Annotated in this window: 17 protein-coding genes; 4 read left to right on the top strand and 13 right to left on the bottom strand. The window is 67.5% G+C overall.

The window, feature by feature from the left end; all coding sequences use genetic code 11:
- The first annotated feature begins 35 nt into the window (after positions 1–35).
- Positions 36–1,253, top strand: a complete 1,218-nt coding sequence (locus ACVOMM_RS15955; RefSeq protein WP_065182185.1) for an ATP-binding protein — start codon at positions 36–38, stop codon at positions 1,251–1,253.
- 54 nt (positions 1,254–1,307) lie between these two features.
- Here the strand turns inward: ACVOMM_RS15955 and ACVOMM_RS15950 are convergent, their stop codons facing one another.
- Both ACVOMM_RS15950 and ACVOMM_RS15945 read right to left on the bottom strand, forming a co-directional pair.
- Positions 1,308–3,083, bottom strand: a complete 1,776-nt coding sequence (locus ACVOMM_RS15950; RefSeq protein ID WP_053517925.1) for an EAL domain-containing protein — start codon at positions 3,081–3,083, stop codon at positions 1,308–1,310.
- Positions 3,084–3,087: 4 nt separating this feature from the next.
- Positions 3,088–5,190 (bottom strand): sensor histidine kinase, encoded by a 2,103-nt coding sequence (locus ACVOMM_RS15945; RefSeq protein WP_481526493.1) that lies wholly within the window; start codon positions 5,188–5,190, stop codon positions 3,088–3,090.
- A 131-nt stretch (positions 5,191–5,321) separates the two neighbouring features.
- Between ACVOMM_RS15945 and ACVOMM_RS15940 the strand changes: the two genes are divergently transcribed.
- Positions 5,322–8,084 carry a bifunctional diguanylate cyclase/phosphodiesterase gene (locus ACVOMM_RS15940; protein WP_053517927.1) on the top strand — a complete coding sequence of 921 codons (2,763 nt, stop codon included), beginning with the start codon at positions 5,322–5,324 and terminating at the stop codon, positions 8,082–8,084.
- Positions 8,085–8,299: 215 nt separating this feature from the next.
- On the opposite strand, the gene ACVOMM_RS15935 is transcribed toward ACVOMM_RS15940, so the two are convergent.
- From ACVOMM_RS15935 to ACVOMM_RS15910, 6 genes are all read right to left on the bottom strand, one after another.
- Complete coding sequence (locus tag ACVOMM_RS15935) at positions 8,300–8,518, bottom strand: hypothetical protein (RefSeq protein WP_193396554.1); 219 nt, start codon at positions 8,516–8,518, stop codon at positions 8,300–8,302.
- 98 nt (positions 8,519–8,616) lie between these two features.
- Positions 8,617–9,807, bottom strand: a complete 1,191-nt coding sequence (locus tag ACVOMM_RS15930) for a methyl-accepting chemotaxis protein (protein ID WP_053517932.1) — start codon at positions 9,805–9,807, stop codon at positions 8,617–8,619.
- A 191-nt stretch (positions 9,808–9,998) separates the two neighbouring features.
- A complete protein-coding gene (gene hflD / locus ACVOMM_RS15925; RefSeq protein WP_053517934.1) occupies positions 9,999–10,613 on the bottom strand; it encodes a high frequency lysogenization protein HflD in 615 nt (204 codons plus the stop codon).
- Positions 10,610–11,752, bottom strand: a complete 1,143-nt coding sequence (mnmA, locus tag ACVOMM_RS15920; protein WP_053517935.1) for a tRNA 2-thiouridine(34) synthase MnmA — start codon at positions 11,750–11,752, stop codon at positions 10,610–10,612. The genes hflD and mnmA overlap by 4 nt, the downstream gene beginning before the upstream one ends.
- Positions 11,749–12,210: an NUDIX hydrolase gene (locus ACVOMM_RS15915; protein WP_065182192.1), complete on the bottom strand. Its 462-nt coding sequence runs from the start codon at positions 12,208–12,210 to the stop codon at positions 11,749–11,751. Before ACVOMM_RS15915 ends, mnmA begins: the two co-directional genes overlap by 4 nt.
- A gap of 1 nt (position 12,211) precedes the next feature.
- Complete coding sequence (locus tag ACVOMM_RS15910) at positions 12,212–12,682, bottom strand: hypothetical protein (protein WP_053517939.1); 471 nt, start codon at positions 12,680–12,682, stop codon at positions 12,212–12,214.
- 108 nt (positions 12,683–12,790) lie between these two features.
- On the opposite strand from ACVOMM_RS15910, the gene clpS reads away from it, so the two are divergent.
- Positions 12,791–13,117 (top strand): ATP-dependent Clp protease adapter ClpS, encoded by a 327-nt coding sequence (gene clpS, locus ACVOMM_RS15905; protein WP_053517940.1) that lies wholly within the window; start codon positions 12,791–12,793, stop codon positions 13,115–13,117.
- A gap of 43 nt (positions 13,118–13,160) precedes the next feature.
- Here clpS and ACVOMM_RS15900 read toward each other — a convergent pair whose 3' ends face one another.
- Positions 13,161–13,973 carry an APH(6) family putative aminoglycoside O-phosphotransferase gene (locus tag ACVOMM_RS15900; protein ID WP_053517941.1) on the bottom strand — a complete coding sequence of 271 codons (813 nt, stop codon included), beginning with the start codon at positions 13,971–13,973 and terminating at the stop codon, positions 13,161–13,163.
- Positions 13,974–14,108: 135 nt separating this feature from the next.
- On the opposite strand from ACVOMM_RS15900, the gene clpA reads away from it, so the two are divergent.
- Entirely contained in the window at positions 14,109–16,388 is a 2,280-nt protein-coding gene (clpA, locus tag ACVOMM_RS15895) for an ATP-dependent Clp protease ATP-binding subunit ClpA (RefSeq protein ID WP_065182194.1), read from the top strand.
- Positions 16,389–16,463: 75 nt separating this feature from the next.
- Here clpA and ACVOMM_RS15890 read toward each other — a convergent pair whose 3' ends face one another.
- From ACVOMM_RS15890 to ACVOMM_RS15875, 4 genes are all read right to left on the bottom strand, one after another.
- Positions 16,464–16,841, bottom strand: coding sequence for a hypothetical protein (locus ACVOMM_RS15890; RefSeq protein WP_065182195.1), 378 nt, complete (start codon positions 16,839–16,841; stop codon positions 16,464–16,466).
- A gap of 201 nt (positions 16,842–17,042) precedes the next feature.
- Positions 17,043–17,261: a translation initiation factor IF-1 gene (infA, locus tag ACVOMM_RS15885; protein ID WP_005409596.1), complete on the bottom strand. Its 219-nt coding sequence runs from the start codon at positions 17,259–17,261 to the stop codon at positions 17,043–17,045.
- Positions 17,262–17,347: 86 nt separating this feature from the next.
- A complete protein-coding gene (aat, locus tag ACVOMM_RS15880; RefSeq protein ID WP_481526492.1) occupies positions 17,348–18,088 on the bottom strand; it encodes a leucyl/phenylalanyl-tRNA--protein transferase in 741 nt (246 codons plus the stop codon).
- 43 nt (positions 18,089–18,131) lie between these two features.
- Positions 18,132–19,256, bottom strand: coding sequence for a GNAT family N-acetyltransferase (locus ACVOMM_RS15875; protein ID WP_481526491.1), 1,125 nt, complete (start codon positions 19,254–19,256; stop codon positions 18,132–18,134).
- Between the last annotated feature and the right edge of the window lie 170 nt (positions 19,257–19,426).

Raw genomic sequence — 19,426 nt, 5'->3', positions numbered from 1 at the left:
ATATTGGGCGCCTGTTCGAATGCCCCTGAGCCGCCGTGTCCGCTGCCAACGTCCTGGTTACCGCCCCCCTTCCACCACAGCCGGTGCTGCAGGCGTTGCTTGAACGCCTGCGCGAGGGCCTGCTGCTGTTCACCGAAGACGGTCAGGTCGCCTTGGCCAATCCGGCCGCGCAGAACCTGCTGGCCAGCGACGAAGGCCTTCTGCCGGCACCACAGCGCCTGCGTCAGCTGCTGCCGCCGGACGCGCTGGAGCACGCCCGCCAGAACGGTCACTGGAACGGCAGCCTGCCGCTGGGCGAGGGCGTGGTCATCGCGCATCTGTACCATCACGGTCCGCCCGGGCAGGGCCACTACCTGGCACTGTTCCGCCACATCGAGGGCCAGGAAGACTACGAGCGCGAGCTGCAGCAGCGCCATGCCGAACTGCGCCAGGCCTACCTTCGACTGAACGGCACGCAGGAAAAGCTGCTGCAGTCGGAGAAGATGGCGTCCATCGGCCAGCTTGCCGCCGGCGTCGCGCACGAGATCAACAACCCGATCGGCTACGTGCACTCCAATCTCGGCAGCCTGCAGGAGTACCTGCGCAGCCTGTTCACCGTGATCGAGGCCTACGAGCGCGCCCTGCGTGCGCCCGACCCGAAGGCGCTCATCCCGGAGATCGACGACATCCGTGACCGGCTGGACATCGACTTCATCAGCCGCGATCTGCCACAGCTGATGGCAGAGTCACGCGAGGGCATCGAGCGGGTGACGCGCATCGTGCGCGACCTCAAGGACTTCTCGTACTCCGGCCGCGATGAGTCGTGGAAGCTGGTCGACCTGCACGCCGGCCTCGAGTCCACCATCAACATCATCTGGAACGAGCTCAAGTACAAGGTCACCCTGGTGCGTGAGTTCGGCCAGCTGCCGCTGGTCGAGTGCCTGCCGTCCGAACTCAACCAGGTCTACATGAACCTGCTGCTCAACGCCGGCCATGCCATCGCCGAGCGTGGCACCATCACCGTGCGTACCGGCGTGGATGGCGACCATGTCTGGGTCGAGTTCGAGGATACCGGTGGCGGCATCTCGCCCGAACTGCGCCAGCGCATCTTCGATCCGTTCTTCACCACCAAGCCGGTGGGCAGCGGGACCGGCCTGGGCCTGTCGATCTCCTACAGCATCATCAACAAGCACCACGGTCGCATCGATCTGGACAGCACCCCCGGCGTCGGCTCGCGCTTCCGCGTGGTGCTGCCGGTGAAGCAGCCGCGCTGAGCCGCCGCACGGCACAGGTGCACGGTAGCGCCGGGCCATGCCCGGCGGCCTCCATCATCGCAACGGCGGGCGATCCTCGCCGCCGTCACCTGCGTCCATCGCCACCGGGCCGGCATTGCTGCGGCGCTGTTCCTCGTAGGTACGGAAGGCCTGGTGGATGTGCTTGCGCAGCTCGTCGTCGTTCCATGGCTTGGTCAGGAAGCGGTAGATCGCGCCGCGGTTGATCGCGTCGGTCACCGTGTTCAGATCGGTGTAGCCGGACAGCACGAGACGGATGGTGTCGGGGTACAGCATTTTCACCCGGCCCAGGAACTCGGTGCCGCTCATGTCGCTCATGCGCTGGTCGGACAGGATCACCTGCACATCGTTGATCGCCAGCAGATCGAAGGCGTCGCGCACGTTGCCGGCGGCGAGGATGCGGTAGCCGTCGCGACGGAACAGCCGCACCAGCGAGCGCAGCACGTTCTCTTCATCGTCCAGCAGCAGCAGGGTGCGGTCCGGGCGGGTCTCGGCGAATGCTTCCGGGCGCAGGTAGCGCCGGCGCAGGGTCATGCCCGCGGCATCGGCCGACATCGGTTCGCCGAACAGATAGCCCTGGAACACATCGCAGTCGTTGCGGCGCAGGAAGCCCAGCTGTGCCTGCGATTCCACACCGTTGGCGATCACCGTCATGCCCAGCTGGTGGCCCATGGCGATGATCGCACGGGCGATGGCGGCCTCGCGGTTGCCGGCCGGTGCGCTTTTGATGAAGCTGCGGTCGATCTTCAGCTTGTCCACCGGATAGCGCACCAGCGCGCTCAGGCTGGAGTCGCCGGTGCCGAAGTTGTCCAGGCTCAGGCTGATGCCTTCGTTGCGCAGGTTGGCCAGGGTCTCGTGGACGAAATTGACGTTGTTGGTCAGCGCGCTTTCGTTGATCTCCAGCGTCAGCATCTGCGCCGGCACGCCCGCTGCCTGCAGCAGCGACATCACTTCGGCGAAGAAATTCGGTCGCAGCAGCTGCAGGGTGGAGACATTCACCGCAATGGTGAAGTCGTCGAAACCCTGGTCGCGCCACAGCCGGGCCTGCTTGAGCGCGCCCTCCAGCACCCAGGTACCGATCTGCACGATGATGCCGAGCCGCTCGGCCGTTCGCATGAAGCGCTCCGGTACCAGCATCCCCAGCGTCGGCGACTGCCAGCGCAGCAGGGCTTCCATGCCCACCACATGGCCATCGCGTGCGCTGACCAGGGGCTGGTAGCGCAGCTTCAGCTCGGCATTGGGGATGGCATCGACGATCTGGCGCGCGATGATGCTCTCGCTGTGCGCGCTGGGTGGTGTGTCCACGGCATGGATGCGCACCGCGTTGCCACCCTCGCGGGCGGCCTGGTACAGCGCATCTTCAGCATGATCGAGCAGGCGCGAGGTGCTGCTGGCATGCTCCGGGCACAGGCTGACGCCCAGCTTGCCGGTCATGAACAGGGTGTAGGGCAGCACCGACAGCGGCAGTTCCATCTGCTGGCGGATTTCTTCGGCGAAGTCCTCCGGCAGCGGCAGGTCGGCGTCGCGCGGCACGGCGATCAGGAACTCGTCGCTGCCATGGCGCCACAGCTTGCCGCGCCCGCGCAGGTAGGACTGCAGGCGTTGCGCCACCAGTACCAGCGCCTGGTCACCCACTTCCGCGCTCATGTTCTCGTTGACCGACGCGAAGTGGTCGATGTCCACATGCATCAGCATCAGCGGCGTGCCACCCGAAGCGGCTTCGGCCACCATCGCCTGCAGCTCGGGATTGCCGGCGCCAAGGCGGTCAGGGGCATCGTCGATGCTGACCAGTGGCAGATTGGGATTCCACATAGGCTCAGTAATCCGGTGTTTCGACGGCAGCCGCGCAGGCTGCCTGGTAGGGAAGATGGACATCGACCAGGGTGCCGGCGCCGTGCGCCGACTCGATGCGCACGTGGCCGCCCACGCTCTGCGCACGTTCGCGCATGACGATCAGGCCCAGGCCGCGTGGGCCCTCAGGGTCGAAACCCTCGCCGTCGTCGCGGATCTGCAGGTGCAGCCCGCGCTGGCCGACATCGCGCAGCTGCAGCTGCACCTGGCTGGCGCGGGCGTGGCGCAGTACGTTGGTCAGGCTTTCCTGGGCGATGCGGAAACAGGCCTGCTCGATGCTGTTGTCGGGCCGATGCGGCAGGGGCTCGATTTCGGCCAGCAGTTCCACCGGTGAGGAGCGGAACAGTACCCGTGCCTGCCAGCTCAATGCCGCCTCCAGGCCCAGCGCATCCAGTTGTGGTGGCCGCAGCAGGGTGGAGATGTCACGCAGCTTGGCCACCGTGGTGTCGGCCAGGCTGACGATCTGTGCCAGATCCTCGCTGCGGCGCTTCGGATCGTCTTCGTCCTGCGCGGCATAGGCGGAGAGCTTGATGGCGGTGATGGCCTGCCCGATGTCATCGTGCAGGTCGCGCGAGATCGCGCGGCGCTCGTCCTCCTGCAGCGAGAACAACCGGCCGGCCATCGCCTGCAGTTCGCGGTTGCTGGTCTCCAGCGCACTGCGGGTGCGCTCGGAGTCGCTCAGGTCACGCACGATCAGCAGCTTGCAGTCGCGACCGCCATAGCGCACTTCGCCCACAGCCAGGCCGGCGTGGAAGCTGCGGCCATCGGCACGCTGCATCGCCACCACGCTGCTGTGGCCGGGGCCGTGCTGGGGCTGGCCGGCCCGGAGCTGCACACGTACCCGCGCCAGATCGCTGTCGGCGACCAGGGCCGCCAGCGGCTCGCCGAGCAGGGCATGGCCGCCATAGCCGAACAGGCTCGCGGCCCAGGCGTTGGCGTACAGTACGTGCTCCTCGAAGAGGATGACCACGCCGTCCGGCAGTACACGCACCAGTTCGCGGAACTGTTCCTCACGTTCGCGCAGCAGCCGCCGCGACTGCTCGCGCTCGGTCACGTCCTGCAGCGTGCCGAGCACGCGGTCGCGGCCGGCCTCGTCAACGCCGCTGGCCGCGCGCAGGTGCACCATCAACGCGCGGCCATCCATCGACAGCAGCGGCAGCAGCACGTCCACCTGCACCGGTTCGCCGGAACACAGTTCGGCCAGCAGCTGGTCCGCCTGCGCGGCAGTGGCCGGATCGGCCGCCACCAGCAGTTCGTCGAAGCGATGCCAGCGGCGCGCTTCCGGCGGGCGCCGGCCGAGCAGGCGGTAGACCTGGCTGGAGTACCGGCCCAGCCCGCTGGAGGGGTCCAGTTCCCAGGCGCCGATCTTCGCCAGCTCATGCGCTTCCTCCACCCGTGCCAGTGCCTGGTCCCGGCGCAGCTGTGCAAGGTCCTCGGCGGTGCGATCGATGGCAATCAGCAGGCGTGCGTTGTGGCCGTCGTAACCGATTGCGTTCGAGCGCAGCTCCATCTGCCGCAGGCTGCCATCGCGCAGCTGCAGCTGCGCCCGCAGGATGCACAGCTGCTCGGGCGCCTCCCGGATGGCTTCGAGCTTGGTCTGCAGCGCCTGGTCCTGGCCGGGCGGCCAGAGCACGTCGATGGTGCGCTCAAGCAGTTCCTCGCGCTCCCAGCCGAAGGCGCTGCAGGCCGCAGGATTGGCATCGAGAATGGCCAGGCTGTCCAGATCGTAGACCAGGATCGGCCCGGGATTGCCCTCGAACATCTGCCGCAGGCGCAGCTCGGAGGCCTGCAGGCGGGCATGGGTGAGCAGCACGTGCTCGGCCAGCGGCCGCAGCAGCAGGTACAGCAGCCCGGCGCTGGCCAGGGCGAAGAACGACCCTTTCAGGCTTTGCCACAGTGATGCCTGGTACGGATCGGGTACCAGCAGCTGCACGGCGCTGTCGGTGGCGATCATCCAGGCCAGGGCCATCGCCAGGTAACTCAGCACGATCCGCCGACGATCGCGGCCCAGCGATTGGGCCATCCGCGGGTCGGGAACAGGGGCGGTGCCGGTCGGTTCTGCGGGCATGGACAGGGCAGCAGGTAGGGGCGCCGGCCATCTTACCGCGCAGGTGCCCCGTAGCCACTCAATTATCCGCCGCAGGCGCCGTTAACCACTGCGTGCCCCGCTGTCGGGCGTTTCATCCGGAGCAAGATCGCGTGGACCAAGGGATCATCGCCAGCCTGCTGCAGCATCCGCTCGCGTCGGCGCTGGTCATCGTCGACCGCACTGGCCGTCCGCTGGCAGCCAATCCGGCCGCGCGCGAGCATGGCCTGCCGGCGACGGTCGCGGCCTACGCGCCGATGCTGGAGGACCTGCGTCTGCTGGCGGCCGACGGTGGCATTGTTGCGTGCAGCCTGCCGGGAGGGCCGCGCGGCCATTACGACGGCCACCTGCGCGCCGTGCATGACGGCGCCGGCAATCTGCTGGCCTTCACCCTGAGCGTGCCGGAACCTGTGCCGCTGGCGGGTGGCGGACGCTGGGAACTGGCGCTGGACAGCGCTGGCCACAGCCTGTGGGACTGGGATATTCCCAGCGATCGCGTCACCCGCACCCCTGGCCTGGGCGAAGAGACCGCCAGCGGAATGCTGGCGCGCGTGCACGGCGAGGACATCGGCCACGTGCGCGCCGCGCTGGATCAGCACCTGCGTGGAACCAGCGACCAGTACAGCGCGCAGTTCCGCTTCCGCCAGCCCGACGGGCAGTGGCGCTGGGTGCTTGATCGTGGCCGCGTGGTCGCGCGCACTGCCGACGGCCAGCCGCTGCGGATGGTCGGCACCCACACCGACATCGAACAGCAGAAGCAGCTGGAGGCGTTGCTGCACGAACAGCAGGTGCACCTGAGCGAGGCGCAGCGCATCGCCAGCATGGGCAGCTGGTCGTTCGATCCAGGCACGGGCTCCTTCTGGTGGTCGCCCGAACTGCGTTCGCTGCTCGCACTTGAGCCCGGCAACGTGCCCGGCCAGCGACGCTGGCTCAAGCAGCTGCATCCGCGTTCACGTGGAGCGCTGCGGGCAGCCTGGCGCCGCTTGTGGCGCGATGGCCGCTCCGCCAGCCTCGAACTGGAGCTGGCCCGCGGCAGCGGCGAACCATCGCTGCATCTGCGGCTGTGGATGCAGCCGCTGCTGGACGGCGAGGGCCAGCCCAAGCGGCTGCTGGGCCAGGTGCAGAACATCACCGAACAGCACCAGACCGATGCGCTGATCCGCTGGCGTACCGAGCTGCTCAACCGCGTTTCGGCCCTGGGCCGCATCGGCGGGTGCGAGATCGAGGTGCAGACCCGGCACATGCAATGGACCGAAGAGTGCTATCGCATCCACGGACTGCGCAAGGAGCCGATCACCCTGGACCAGGCGTTGGCGCTGTACACCGAGGACTCGCGCAGTGCGTTCGAGGCGGCGCTGGGCCGGATTGCCGGTGGCGGACTGCCCGAGCAGCTGGATCTCTGCTTCTATCGTCAATCCGGCCTGCGCGTATGGGTGCAGGTGCTGATCGAGCTGGATCGGCGCGATGGCCTGCCGCCACGCTTCGTGGTGCTGTTCCGTGACATCACGCGAGAGCGCGAGGCCAATGAGCGAATCGAGCTGCTGGCCCATTACGACCTGCTGACCGGCCTGCCGAACCGGGTGCTGCTGGGCGAGCAGACGGCTGAAGCAATCGAGGAAGCGCGTGATCGCGGCACCTCGCTGGCGATGCTGTTCATCGACCTGGATGGCTTCAAGACCATCAACGACAGCTTCGGCCATGCCACCGGTGATGCCCTGCTGAAGGCGGCGGCCACCCGGCTGCACCAGAACCTGCGCAACAACGATCTGTTCGGCCGCTTCAGCGGTGACGAATTCATCGTGGTGCTGCGCGACCTGGCCGAACCGGAAGACGCTGGCCACGTGGCGCGCAAGCTGATCGGCTCGCTGGCCGAGCCGCTGCGCCGCGGCGATACCACGCTGAAGGTGGGGGCCAGCGTGGGCATCGCCATGCTGGGCGATACCCAGACCGATTTCGATTCACTGCTGCGCGCCGCCGATGCCGCGATGTATGCGGCCAAGGAAGCCGGTCGCAACACCTACCAGTACTACAGCCAGGACGCACTGGCCCGCATCCAGCGCCGGCTTGAGCTGGAGCATGCACTCCATGGCGCGATCGAGCGCGAGGAGTTCAGCCTGGCCTATCAGCCGCTGCTGCACGCCCACCTTGGCGAGCCGCCGGCCATCGAAGCACTGCTGCGCTGGCATCGACCCGGCATCGGCTACTGCAGTCCGGCCGAGTTCATTCCCATCGCCGAGAAGTGCGGTGAAATCGTGCGCATCGGCGACTGGGTACTGAACGAAGCCTGCCGCCAGGCCACTGCCTGGGACAGAGCCGGTCTGCACTTCGACCGCATCGCGGTGAACGTCTCGGCCGTGCAGCTGCGTGATCGCGGCTTCGCCGAGCGGGTGATCGAGATCTGCCATGCCCATGGCTGGCCGCCACAGCGCCTGGAACTGGAGCTGACCGAGTCGGCGCTGATCCGTGACACCGACATCCTTCGCCATTGCTTCGACGTGCTGGAACGGCACGGTGTTCCGCTGGCGGTGGACGATTTCGGAACGGGATTCTCCAACCTCAACTACCTCAACCGGTTCCCGGTGGGCCGCCTGAAGATCGACCGCAGCTTCGTGCAGGGCATGCTGCACGACTCGGGTACGGCCGAGGTGACCCAGGCCATCGTGCACCTGGGCCACGCGCTGGGCATGAAGGTCGTGGCCGAAGGTGTGGAAACGCACCAGGAAGAAGACATGCTGCGCCGCCAGGGCTGCGACGAGATCCAGGGCTACCTGTACTCGCGGCCGCTGAGCCCGCGCGACCTGGCGCAGTGGCTGCGCCAGCAGCATCAGTCACCGTCGCGCACGGACGCCGGCAACGAAGCGCTGCTGGTGCGTTGACGATTTGTGACCGCGTACCCGCGGTCTCCAGGCCTGTCCGGTTGCGATGAACCTGCGGCGCATATGAGCCGAGCATGGGCTCGGCGGCGCTTTCTGGTCGGAGCGATGGATATCCCTGCGCCTCAGCCGAGCATGGGCCTGTTTCACCGTAGAGCCGAGCCGACGCTCGGCTCTTTCGTGTTCGGGCCGCGATAGACCCGGCAGACGCCCCGGCGCTACTTCAGGGCATCTCCATCCAACCCCAGGTCCCAGGCCATGCCCAGCAGTTCGCCGGCGGTACCGGGCGAGGGCGAGCGCGCATCGGCGAGCTGCTGCAGCTCGCGGATCTCCTCATGCGCGACCTTTTCCAGCTGCTGCAGCTGTTCTCGCACGCTGGCGTTGCGCGGGCGTTCGATGTCGGTGAGGGAGGAGGGCGGGGCGCTGATCAGGGCCATGGGGCGCGTACAGGATGCATTCGGCGGTGGATCACAGGCAAAGGCCCCGGTCGAGCCGGGGCCTTGCAGACTGCCGGAGAGGGCAGCGGACACGCGTGTCAGAACAGTTCGACGGTACCGGCGCCCATGTTCTGCTGGGCGACCGGCTTGTGCGGCGGGCGCTCCCATTCGTTGCGAAGTTCGCGCAGACGGTTGCCGGTGCGCTGCAGCGCGCTGGCGATCTCTTCGTCGAAGACGCCGCCATTGCGGTGCAGCAGTTCCTGCAGGGCCACCGCTTCGCGGTTGATCGCGGTCAGGCGGTCGAGATGGGTATGCACGCCACCCAGCGCCTGCGTGGCGATATCTTCGAACTGCAGCGCGCGCACGGCCTCGGCGACGCTGCCGTCGATGGCACGCGCACACTCGGACACCTCGCGCATGCCTTCGCCCAGAGAAGCATTGATCTGCGCCACGTTGTCCAGCATGGCCGCTGCTTCCTGGCGTGCTTCGCGGGAGCGGTCCATGTCGCGCGAAGCCATGTGCGAGACCGTCTCGCGGACCTTGGCGATGGCGTCCTTGGAGCTGTGGGCCAGCTTTCGGATCTGTTCGTTGAAGGTGGTCGAGCGCTCGGACAGGTTGCGCACTTCGTCGGCGACCACCGCGAAGCCGCGGCCGGCCTCGCCGGCACGGGCCGCTTCGATGGCGGCATTCAGTGCCAGCAGGTTGGTCTGGTCGGCAATCGACTTGACGTCTTCCAGCAGCGCGAAGATGCCGTCCAGGTGCTGCGCCATCTGGTCGATGTGCTGCACGGTGGTAGAGCTCTGGCCGCTGACCTGTTCCAGCGCTTCCACCAGCTGTTCCATGCGATGACTGGCATGCTGGGCGAACCGCGCAACGTCGAGGCCCGCACTGCCTTCATCGCCGGCACGGTCGACGATGCGCGACAGCGCCTGGCTCTGCTGGCGTGACTTGCGGTTCATTGCATCGAAGCTGCCGCCCAGGCTCGATACCGCCTGGCGGATCAGGTCGCGGGCGCGTTCCACTTCACCACGCGAACCGTCGATTTCGTTGCCGACGAAGCTGCGCAGTTCGGTCAGCAGCTGGTCCTGCTCACGCAGGACGCGGGCCTGTTCCGGTGAGCGGTGCGCCTGGGCGCGCGCGGTCCACCACGCAAAGCCCAGCCAGCTCAGCGTCATCGTGGTCAGGATCGCCCAGCGCAGGGCGGCCGGCCATTCGAAACCGATGGCGAAGGGGAGCAGCAGGGTCAGGGCCAGCGGGGCGGCCAGACGGATGAAAATGCGTGAGTACATGGACGTTCTCGGGAGGTGCACGGAGGATGTATCGGCCGTGGGCCCTTTCTTTTAACCGTCTATGCGCTTTCTTAATGCGCGGTTTTCCCGGCGCCGGACGCTCGCCGGGCATGGCCCGGCGGTACCCCTGCAGCGCTGCGCGACGGTCAGGCCATGCGGTAGCGCCGGGCCATGCCCGGGGGATGCAACGGTCAGGCCAGCAGGCGGTCCACGGCCTCGACCATCGCCTTGCGACCAAACAGGAAGTCCCAGTAGCTGCCGCCCACCTGCCGCCACAGCACCGCGGCGCGGACGGCGGCCAGCAGCAGGGCACGGATCTCGGAGACCACACCGGCCTGGCCCAGGTAATGCGGGTTGCCCTGCACCATCACCCGCGGCTTGAGATGGCTGATGGTGTCCGCATAGACGCCGCCGAGGCTGGCCAGCACATCCGGGTGACCGCTGTCGCCCAGTTCGGCGGCCTTGCGCTGCGCCTGCTCGATGCCCGCGGCAACCTTGTTGACGGTTGCGCCGTCCTGCACGAAGCGGCGCTCCAGCTGCAGCACCGACAATGCCAGCTTGGGCAGGATCGGATCCTGGCCCTGGTTGCGGAAGTAGTTGTGCAGCAGGCGCAGGCCCGACTTCAGCGCGTGGCGGTCGCCGAACACCTCCTGCGGAGAGGACGCGTCGACGCGGAACACGCTGTCCACCGCGGTACGTACAGCGGCGGCGTCGGAATGGCCGGTATCGGCGATGCGGCGCACCTGCTGCAGGGCCTGGGCAATGCCGGCCAGGGCCAGGACGCGGTCGTCGACAGTGAAACTCATGCAGCGATTACCTCAAAAGGAGAAGGGGTGGTGCGCAGGCGCTGTTCCAGCGGCGCATCGGTGGCGGCGATCACCGCACCGCCCAGGCAGATCTCGCCGTCATACAGCACCAGCGACTGGCCGGGCGTGACGGCCCGCTGCGGGCGGGCAAAGGTGACCAGCACGCTGCCATCGTCCAGCACATCGACCGTACACGGCTCGTCGGGCTGGCGGTAGCGGGTCTGGGCAGTGCATTCGAAACGCCGGGCCGGTGGTGCGCCGGCGATCCAGTGCGCGGTTTCCGAACGCAGGCGTTCGGAGAGCATCCACGGGCTGTCGCGGTCCTGATCGACATACAGCACGTTGCTGGCCACGTCCTTGCCGACCACGTACCACGGCGCGGCCGGGCGGCCACGCACGCCGCCGATGTTCAGGCCCTCGCGCTGGCCGAGCGTGAAATAGAACACGCCCGGATGCTCGGCAATCACGCTGCCGTCGGCCGGGTCGAGGATCTGTCCCGGCCGGGCCGGCAGGTAGCGGCCGAGGAACTCGCGGAAGTCGCGCTCGCCGATGAAGCAGATGCCGGTGGAGTCCTTCTTGGCATGGGTCGGCAGGCTGACGTCACGGGCGATCCGGCGCAGGTCGCTCTTTTCCAGGTCGCCGATCGGGAACAGGGTGGCGGCCAGCTGCTCCTGCCCCAGCTGGTGCAGGAAATAGCTCTGGTCCTTGGAGCGGTCGGCGCCGCGCAGCAGCAGCCACTGGTGCCCGCGCTGGGTCACCCGCGCGTAATGGCCGGTGGCGATGCGCTCGGCGCCCAGTTCACGCGCCGCGTCCAGGAAGTGCTTGAACTTCACCTCGCGGTTGCACAGCACGTCCGGATTGGGGGTGCGGCCGGCGGCGTACTCGGCCAGGAAATGCTCGAACACGCCTTGCCAGTACTCGCTGGAGAAGTCGCGGAAATGGAAGGGAATGCCCAGCAGGCCGCAGACCGCCACCGCATCGCGGCGATCATCCTCGGCGCGGCAGTCGCCGCTGCCGTCGTCGGCCCAGTTCTGCATGAACAGGCCGGCCACGGCCTCGCCCTGCTGCACCAGCCGCCAAGCGGCGACCGACGAATCGACGCCACCGGAAACGCCCACCATCACGCGCGGGGTGCTCATGCGACCTCCCGGACCAGCGAGAGCGGGTGGCGCTGGCCACCCAGATAGTCCGCCACGACCTGCCATACCAGCGGGCTGCGCTGGCGCTGCCCGGCGGCCTGCAGCTCGGCCGGGGTCATCCACAGCGCGCGGTCGATGCCGGTGTCGAGCGGCTGCGCCGGATCATGCGAGACCGGGCGCGCCGCGTAGCAGAAGCGAAGGAACGTCGTACCGTCGCCCGCCGTCCATTGGTAACAGCCGATGAAGTCGGTCAGCTGAACCGTCCAGCCGGTCTCCTCGCGGGTCTCGCGCAGCGCCGCCTCGGCCAGGCTCTCGCCGGGCTCGAGGTGCCCGGCAGGCTGGTTGAGCACGGCGCGGCCATCGATGGTCTCCTCGACCAGCAGCACGCGGCCGCCGTCGACCACGATGGTGGCGACGGTGGCGTGTGGTGCCCAGCGCGGGTCCGGCGTGGCGTTCACCTCAGAGATCGTCCTTCTTGGTCAGTTCCAGTTCCATCGCGTCGGCGGTGCGGATCGCGGCATCGATGGCGTCGCTGAGCTGGTCGGCGGTGGCATCGGCGTCGATCTTCACCACGAACATCGCGGTCGCCTCCTGTTTCACCCAGCCGCCCATCTTGGCGTCCTGGGAGTCCTCCAGCAGGCGGTTGGCGACCGCGACCGGGAACTGCTTGGTCTTGGACGTGTAGCCTGGCGACCAGATCTCACGGATGTTGTGGCTGCCGAAGTCTTCCACCGCCGAGCGCACGTACACCATCTGGGTGCGGTCGCCCTCGACGTCGAACACCAGCCGGTAGTCGCCATCCTCGTCGACCTCGTAGTTGTAGCCCAGCTTGTCCAGCAGGCGGCCGACAGCGGCGTCGGCATCGGCTGCGCTCGCCGGACCGGCACAGGCCAGGGCGATCAGCAGGGCAGGCAGAAGGGTCCTTTTCATGAAAATCCTGTGAAACCGGGGTGGGAAGGGCAATTGTGACGGCGGCCGTCCGTGCCGTCCATTCCGGGAGGGCCGACGCGGGCGCGCGGCAACCTCTATAATGACCGGATGCCCCGCGAGTCTTCCCCCGATTCCCACCACGAGCACGGCATCGCCGTGGAGCCCGCGCGCCCGGAAGTGGCGCCGCCGCCGTTCTACCAGGTCATGCTGCTCAACGACGACTACACCCCGATGGATTTCGTGGTGGACGTGCTGCAGCAGTTCTTCAACATGGACCTGGACAAGGCGACGCAGGTGATGCTGCATGTCCATACCCGCGGTCGCGGCGTCTGCGGCGTGTTCACCCGCGAAGTGGCCGAGACCAAGGTCGGCCAGGTCAACGAGTATTCACGGATGAACCAGCATCCGCTGCTGTGCACGATGGAAAAGGCCTGACCGGCCTCTTGTAGAGCCGAGCCCATGCTCGGCTGCAGCGGGATCACCCCTCCGCCAGCGCCTCCAGTGCCATCGCCGCGACTGTCTCGTCGATATCGGCCGGGTCGCCATCATTGCGGAACCATACGGCCGACAGCCCGGCGCTGGCAGCGATCCAGCGCAGCAGGCGCGTGCGATCCAGGTCCGCCAGGGCGCTGACCTCGGTCACCCGGGCCGCAAAGCGCTCCGGCCGGGTCGCGACGTGGATGCCGGGACCGCACAGGTCGGGATTGCTGAACAGCGTGGTGTAGTCGAACGCGCGATCACCGATCAGCCGTTTCGGGTCGATCGCCAGCCATCCGCGCGTGCCGAAGTCGAGCACGTTGTCGTGGTGCAGGTCACCGTGCAGCGGCCGGACCTCCTGTTCGGCCTCCAGCAGCGCGACCGCCAGCGATCTGCACTGTTCCAGCAGTGGCGGCAGCGAGCCCCTTGGCTGCAGCAGGTCGGCGAACCATGTAGGCAGGCAGACCAGCTCCGCTGGCGGTGCGCTCCGTGGCCGGTGCAGCCGCTGCAGGACCTGGCACAGGATCGTGGTACAGGTGCTGTCATCGCCGCCGATCGAGCGCTCCCGCAGCGATTGGCCGCCGGCGCGCTCGATCAGGATGGCCGGCCCCTCGTGCGCCAGCAGGCGCGCGGCACCGTCGCCGTCCCACCAGCGCAGCAGGCGATGGCTGTTCTGTTCTTCGGTTTCACTGCTGATCTTCAGCATTGCCGGCAGGTCGTCGGCGGTCAGTACCGGCCAGAGCCGGGCGTGCGGGGTACGGATGGCGGGACCATCACGTCGCAATCGCCAGCGGCTCAGGTAGGGTTCGCTCATGGGTGGGCTGTCCGGGAGTGAATGAAGATCAAGCAATCCGCACTGCTAACGCCATCTGAACGCAGCAATCCGCTAGGGTGATGGAAATCGCGTAGTCAGGCCGCATATTGTCCCCATCTGCCGCCGGAGTAATCCATGTTCAGCAAAGACCTCGAACACACCATCGGCCAGTGCTACAAGCGCGCCCGTGAGGCCCGGCATGAGTTCATGACGGTCGAACACCTGCTGCTGGCACTGCTCGACAACCCGTCCGCCCAGGCCGTACTGAAGGCCTGTGGTGCCGATGCCGACCGCCTGCGCCAGGAGCTGGAGCAGGCCATCGAGGCCTCCGTGTCCCGCCTGGCGGAAGACGATGGCCGCGACACCCAGCCGACGCTGGGCTTCCAGCGCGTGCTGCAGCGGGCCGTGTACCACGTGCAGTCCTCGGGCAAAAAGGAGGTCACCGGCGCCAATGTGCTGGTCGCCATCTTCGGCGAGAAGGACTCTCATGCCGTCTACTACCTCAACCAGCAGGACGTGACCCGCCTGGACGTGGTCAATTACCTGTCCCATGGCATTGCCAAGCTGGGCGAGGAGGGCGAACAGCCTTCCTCCGAAGGCGAGAGCCGGGCCGAGGGCGGGGAGGGCGAGCCGAAGGGGGATGCCCTGACCGAGTTCGCCAGCAACCTCAACGAGCAGGCCCGGGCCGGACGCATCGACCCGCTGGTCGGGCGTGCCGACGAGATCGAGCGGACCATCCAGGTCCTGTGCCGCCGTCGCAAGAACAACCCGCTCTACGTGGGCGAGGCCGGCGTCGGCAAGACCGCGATCGCCGAAGGCCTGGCCCGGCGCATCGTCGAGGGCTCGGTGCCGGAGGTGCTGGCCGATGCCGTCATCTATTCGCTCGACCTGGGCGCACTGGTGGCCGGCACCAAGTACCGTGGCGACTTCGAGAAGCGCCTGAAGAGCGTGCTGACGGCCCTGAAGAAGGTGCCCAATGCCGTGCTGTTCATCGACGAGATCCACACCATCATCGGTGCCGGTTCGGCGTCGGGCGGCACCATGGATGCGTCCAACCTGATCAAGCCGGCGCTGGCGTCGGGCGAGCTGCGCTGCATCGGCTCGACCACGTTCCAGGAGTACCGCGGCATCTTCGAGAAGGATCGTGCCCTGGCGCGGCGCTTCCAGAAGATCGACATCGTCGAGCCGACCGTGGGTGAGACCTACGAGATCCTGCAGGGCCTGAAGGGCAAGTACGAAGCCCACCACGGCGTGACGTACTCCGACGAGGCGCTGCAGGCCGCGGTGGACCTGTCGGTCAAGCATATCGGTGACCGCCTGCTGCCGGACAAGGCCATCGACGTGATCGACGAGGCAGGTGCGCGCCAGCGGCTGTTGCCGGAGGACCAGCGCAAGGAACTGATCGACGTGGAGGAAGTGGAGGCCATCATTGCCAAGATGGCGCGCATCCCGACCAAGCAGGTCAGCGCCACCGACAAGGATGTGCTGCAGCACCTGGAGCGCAACCTGAAGATGGTGATCTTCGGCCAGGACCCGGCCATCGAGACCCTGTCGTCGGCGATCAAGCTGGCGCGCTCGGGCCTGGGCAATCCGGAGAAGCCGATCGGCAACTTCCTGTTTGCCGGCCCGACCGGTGTCGGCAAGACCGAGGTGACCAAGCAGCTGGCCCTGCAGCTGGGCATCGAGCTGGTCCGCTTCGACATGTCCGAGTACATGGAGCCGCATTCGATCAGCCGCCTGATCGGTGCGCCCCCGGGATACGTCGGCTTCGACCAGGGCGGCCTGCTGACCGAGAAGATCGTCAAGACGCCGCATTGCGTGCTGCTGCTGGACGAAATCGAGAAGGCGCACCCGGACATCTTCAACATCCTGCTGCAGGTCATGGACCGGGGCGTGCTGACCGACACCAACGGACGTGAAGCGAACTTCAAGAACGTGGTGCTGGTGATGACCACCAATGCCGGCGCGGCCCAGGCCTCGCGGCGTTCGATCGGCTTCACCAAGCAGGACCACGCCACTGACGCGATGGAGACCATCCGCCGCAGCTTCACCCCGGAATTCCGCAACCGCCTCGATGCGGTGGTGCAGTTCCAGGCGCTGGGCTTCGAGCACATCCTGCGTGTGGTGGACAAGTTCCTGATCGAGCTGGAGATGCTGCTGCAGGAGAAGCACGTCAGCCTGTCGGCCACGCCGACCGCGCGCGACTGGCTGGCCCACCATGGCTTCGACCCGCTGATGGGTGCCCGTCCGATGGCGCGCGTGATCCAGGACAAGATCAAGCGTCCGCTGGCCGACGAGCTGTTGTTCGGCAAGCTGGTCAACGGCGGCAAGGTCAGCATCGATGTCCGCGACGACGAACTGGTGGTCGAGACCCAGGCCGAGCCGGAGCGGCTGCTGCCGGCCACGGTGGAGTGAGCTGACGCCACGGGCTGTGGCGTGAAGGACTGGAAAGGGCAAGGGCGGCTTCGGCCGCCCTTGTGCTGTCAGGTGTCAGCGGCTGCGACGGCGCGCTTCACGCGTGAACCGCTCGGCATCGATCGGCTCGATGCGCGCCACCTCGCAGGAGCCGCGACCGGTGTCCAGCTTGCTTCGGCCCTCGCTGCACAGCGTGTCAGCCTCCTTGCCGTCGGTCGTGAAGCCGAGGCGGGTGGCCAGCACGGCGGAAGGGCAGCTGTTGCGGAAGTGCACGACATAGTGCGCTTCGCCGGAGCGGAGCAGGATGTTCCTGTCGGCGCCGGCGCGAACGATCTGCTGTTCGCCGGACAGCGGCACGCACTGCGCCGCCGGGGTGTCGGCCGCATGGGCGGACGGGGCCAGCAGGGCGATGGCGGACAAGGCCAAGGGGGCGAGCAGGGAAGTGAGGTTCATGGCGGGGCAGGGGTGGCGATCCGGAGTGGATCGGATCCCAGAATGCTGCCGCTGTCGCAACTGCGAATCTGCCGCAAGCAGGGCTGACTGACGTCATGGTGAGATCGGTCACGATGACCTCCGGCAGGGCCGGAGAGCGGGCATGACAAAAGGCCAGCAACCCAGGCTGGCCTTGTCGAAGTGGCGCGACGCGCCGACCGCTTACTTCATGCGGTAGGTGATACGGCCCTTGGTCAGGTCGTACGGGGTCATTTCAACCTTGACCCGGTCACCGGTGAGGATGCGGATGTAGTTCTTGCGCATGCGGCCGGAGATGTGGGCGATGATCTCGTGCCCATTTTCCAGACGAACGCGGAAAGTGGTGTTCGGCAGCGTCTCGCTGACGGTGCCCTCGAACTCGATGGAATCGTCTTTCGACATGTAGTCCTGTGCGGTTCAGAAAACGGCCACGCTGGGCCTAAGGCGCAGTATTTTACGCGGGACGCGGCCGGCTTGCAAAGTTTATGTTAACCCCCGGCCAGGACGCGGGCCGGCAAGCGGCCCATGTGCCGGGTCCACGGGCCTTCACGCCCCGGGCAGCGCACGGCCTGCCGCACGTGGTCCAGAAACGCGGCGCGTGGCAGGTGCACCGCACCCAGCCGCAGCAGATGTGGATTCTCCACCTGTGCATCGATCAATTCCCAGCCCCAGCCATGCAGGGTGGCCGCCAGCGCGGCCAGCGCGATCTTGGAGCCGCCGCTGGCGCCGCTGAACATGCTTTCGCCGAAGAACACCGTACCGATGGCCACGCCATAGATGCCACCGACCAGGGTCTGCCGGTCCCAGACCTCGACGGAATGGGCGAACCCGAGGTCGTGCAGCCGGCTGTAGGCCTCGACCATTGCCGGGCTGATCCAGGTGCCGTCCTGTCCGGGGCGCGGCGCGGCAGCACAGGCGCGCATCACCTGGCTGAAGGCGGTGTCGGCAGTCACCTCCCAGTGGCTGCCGCGCAGCTGGCGGCGGAAGCGGCTGGACAGGTGTACGCCGGAGGTGCGGAACACCATGCGGGGGTCCGGTGACCACCACAGGATCGGCTCGCCGTCGCTGAACCACGGGAAGATGCCGCCGGCATAGGCATTCAACAGGCGTGCAGGATGCAGGTCGCCGCCTACGGCCAGCAGGCCGTCGGGACTGCGCAGCGCGGTTTCAGCGGGCGGGAAGGGGGCGTCCGGCGCATCGTCCAGGCGCCAGGGCAATTGACGGGTCATGCCGGGAGTGTAGCGATGCCGACGCATCCATTCTGCGGCGGCGCTAGTCCTGCGTGCGGAACGGGCTGTGTTGCTGCAACGCCTGCTCATAGCGCCGCACGTCCCTGCGCTCCTGCCGGCACCAGTCCTGCAGAGCTTCTGCGAAATCCGCATCGGCCACCCAGTGCCGGCTGCGCACCCGCGTCGGCAGGAAGCCGCGCGCCAGCTTGTGTTCGCCCTGTGCGCCGGGCTCGAAGCGGGTCAGGCCTTCGCGCAGGCAGTACTCGATGCCCTGGTAGTAGCAGGCCTCGAAGTGCAGGCCAGGCAGGGTAGCGCCACCCCAGTAGCGGCCATACAGCGTGTCGCCCCCACGCAGGCACAGGGCGCCGGCAATCGGTTCGCCGTCCTGTTCGGCCAGGAACATCACCAGGCCGCGCCCGAGGCTGCTGGCCAGGTGGCGCAGGAAGGGCTCGGTGAGCGCCGGTGCATTGCCGTACTCGACGAAGGTCTGCAGGTAGAAACGGTACATCGCCTGCAGGTCGGCACGACTGGCCTCATCGCCGTGCACGACGCGGAAGCCGATGCCCTGGCGGGTGACCCTGGCGCGCTCCTGGCGGATGTTCTTGCGGTGCTTGTGGTCCATGGCGCCAAGGAACTGATCGAACGTCGTCCAGTCGCCCGGGTTCTGCCACTGGAACTGGATATCCTCGCGCAACAGCCAGTCATCGCCGAACAGCGCTTCATCCGCTGCGGTGTGGAAGTTGATATGCGCCGAGGACACGCCCAGCGTGGGCAGCGCCCCGCGCAGGGCCGACAGCACGCCCGCGCGGGCTGGATCGTCCCGGGCCAGCAGCCGCGGTCCGGTCACCGGCGAGTACGGCACGGCGCCGAGCCATTTCGGGTAGTAGTCGCGGCCATGCCGGGCATAGGCATTGGCCCAGGCGTGGTCGAACACGAACTCGCCGTGGGAGTTGGTCTTCAGGTAGCCGGGAATCGCCGCGACCAGGACGTCGCCCTCCCACAGGGTGAAATGCCATGCCTGCCAGCCCCAATCCCCGCGCAGGCAACCGTGGGCTTCGAGTCCGGCCAGGAAGGCGTAGCTGACGAAGGGATTGCGGCCATCATGCAGCGCGTCCCAGTCGGTGGCGGTAACGGACTGCAGCGAGTCGAGGAAACGGGGGGAGGGCATGGGCCAAGGATAGGTCAGAAGAAAACAGAAAGGGGGGGGGGGGGGGGCCCCCCCCCCCCGGGGGGGGGCCCCCCCACCCCATCACGGGAACACCCGGCCGAGCATGGGCTCGGCTCTACAATGGGCGGCATCTCTTCCAGGAATGCCCCCATGACCGAGCCCACGCTGCA

It is taken from the genome of Stenotrophomonas sp. STEN009 (assembly GCF_056760395.1).
The sequence above is the reverse complement of the archived record's forward strand: the minus strand, read 5'-3'. Positions and strand labels throughout refer to the sequence as shown.

Bases quoted from the DNA above. Each gene is read 5' to 3' on its own strand.
- hflD (WP_053517934.1), bottom strand. From the start codon at position 10,613: ATGAGTTTCACTGTCGACGACCGCGTCCTGGCCCTGGCCGGCATTGCC.
- clpA (WP_065182194.1), top strand. From the start codon at position 14,109: ATGTTCAGCAAAGACCTCGAACACACCATCGGCCAGTGCTACAAGCGC.
- ACVOMM_RS15875 (WP_481526491.1), bottom strand. From the start codon at position 19,256: ATGCCCTCCCCCCGTTTCCTCGACTCGCTGCAGTCCGTTACCGCCACC.
- ACVOMM_RS15950 (WP_053517925.1), bottom strand. From the start codon at position 3,083: ATGTGGAATCCCAATCTGCCACTGGTCAGCATCGACGATGCCCCTGAC.
- ACVOMM_RS15890 (WP_065182195.1), bottom strand. From the start codon at position 16,841: ATGAACCTCACTTCCCTGCTCGCCCCCTTGGCCTTGTCCGCCATCGCC.
- aat (WP_481526492.1), bottom strand. From the start codon at position 18,088: ATGACCCGTCAATTGCCCTGGCGCCTGGACGATGCGCCGGACGCCCCC.
- clpS (WP_053517940.1), top strand. From the start codon at position 12,791: ATGCCCCGCGAGTCTTCCCCCGATTCCCACCACGAGCACGGCATCGCC.
- ACVOMM_RS15935 (WP_193396554.1), bottom strand. From the start codon at position 8,518: ATGGCCCTGATCAGCGCCCCGCCCTCCTCCCTCACCGACATCGAACGC.
- ACVOMM_RS15910 (WP_053517939.1), bottom strand. From the start codon at position 12,682: ATGAAAAGGACCCTTCTGCCTGCCCTGCTGATCGCCCTGGCCTGTGCC.
- ACVOMM_RS15945 (WP_481526493.1), bottom strand. From the start codon at position 5,190: ATGCCCGCAGAACCGACCGGCACCGCCCCTGTTCCCGACCCGCGGATG.
- infA (WP_005409596.1), bottom strand. From the start codon at position 17,261: ATGTCGAAAGACGATTCCATCGAGTTCGAGGGCACCGTCAGCGAGACG.
- mnmA (WP_053517935.1), bottom strand. From the start codon at position 11,752: ATGAGCACCCCGCGCGTGATGGTGGGCGTTTCCGGTGGCGTCGATTCG.
- ACVOMM_RS15930 (WP_053517932.1), bottom strand. From the start codon at position 9,807: ATGTACTCACGCATTTTCATCCGTCTGGCCGCCCCGCTGGCCCTGACC.
- ACVOMM_RS15900 (WP_053517941.1), bottom strand. From the start codon at position 13,973: ATGAGCGAACCCTACCTGAGCCGCTGGCGATTGCGACGTGATGGTCCC.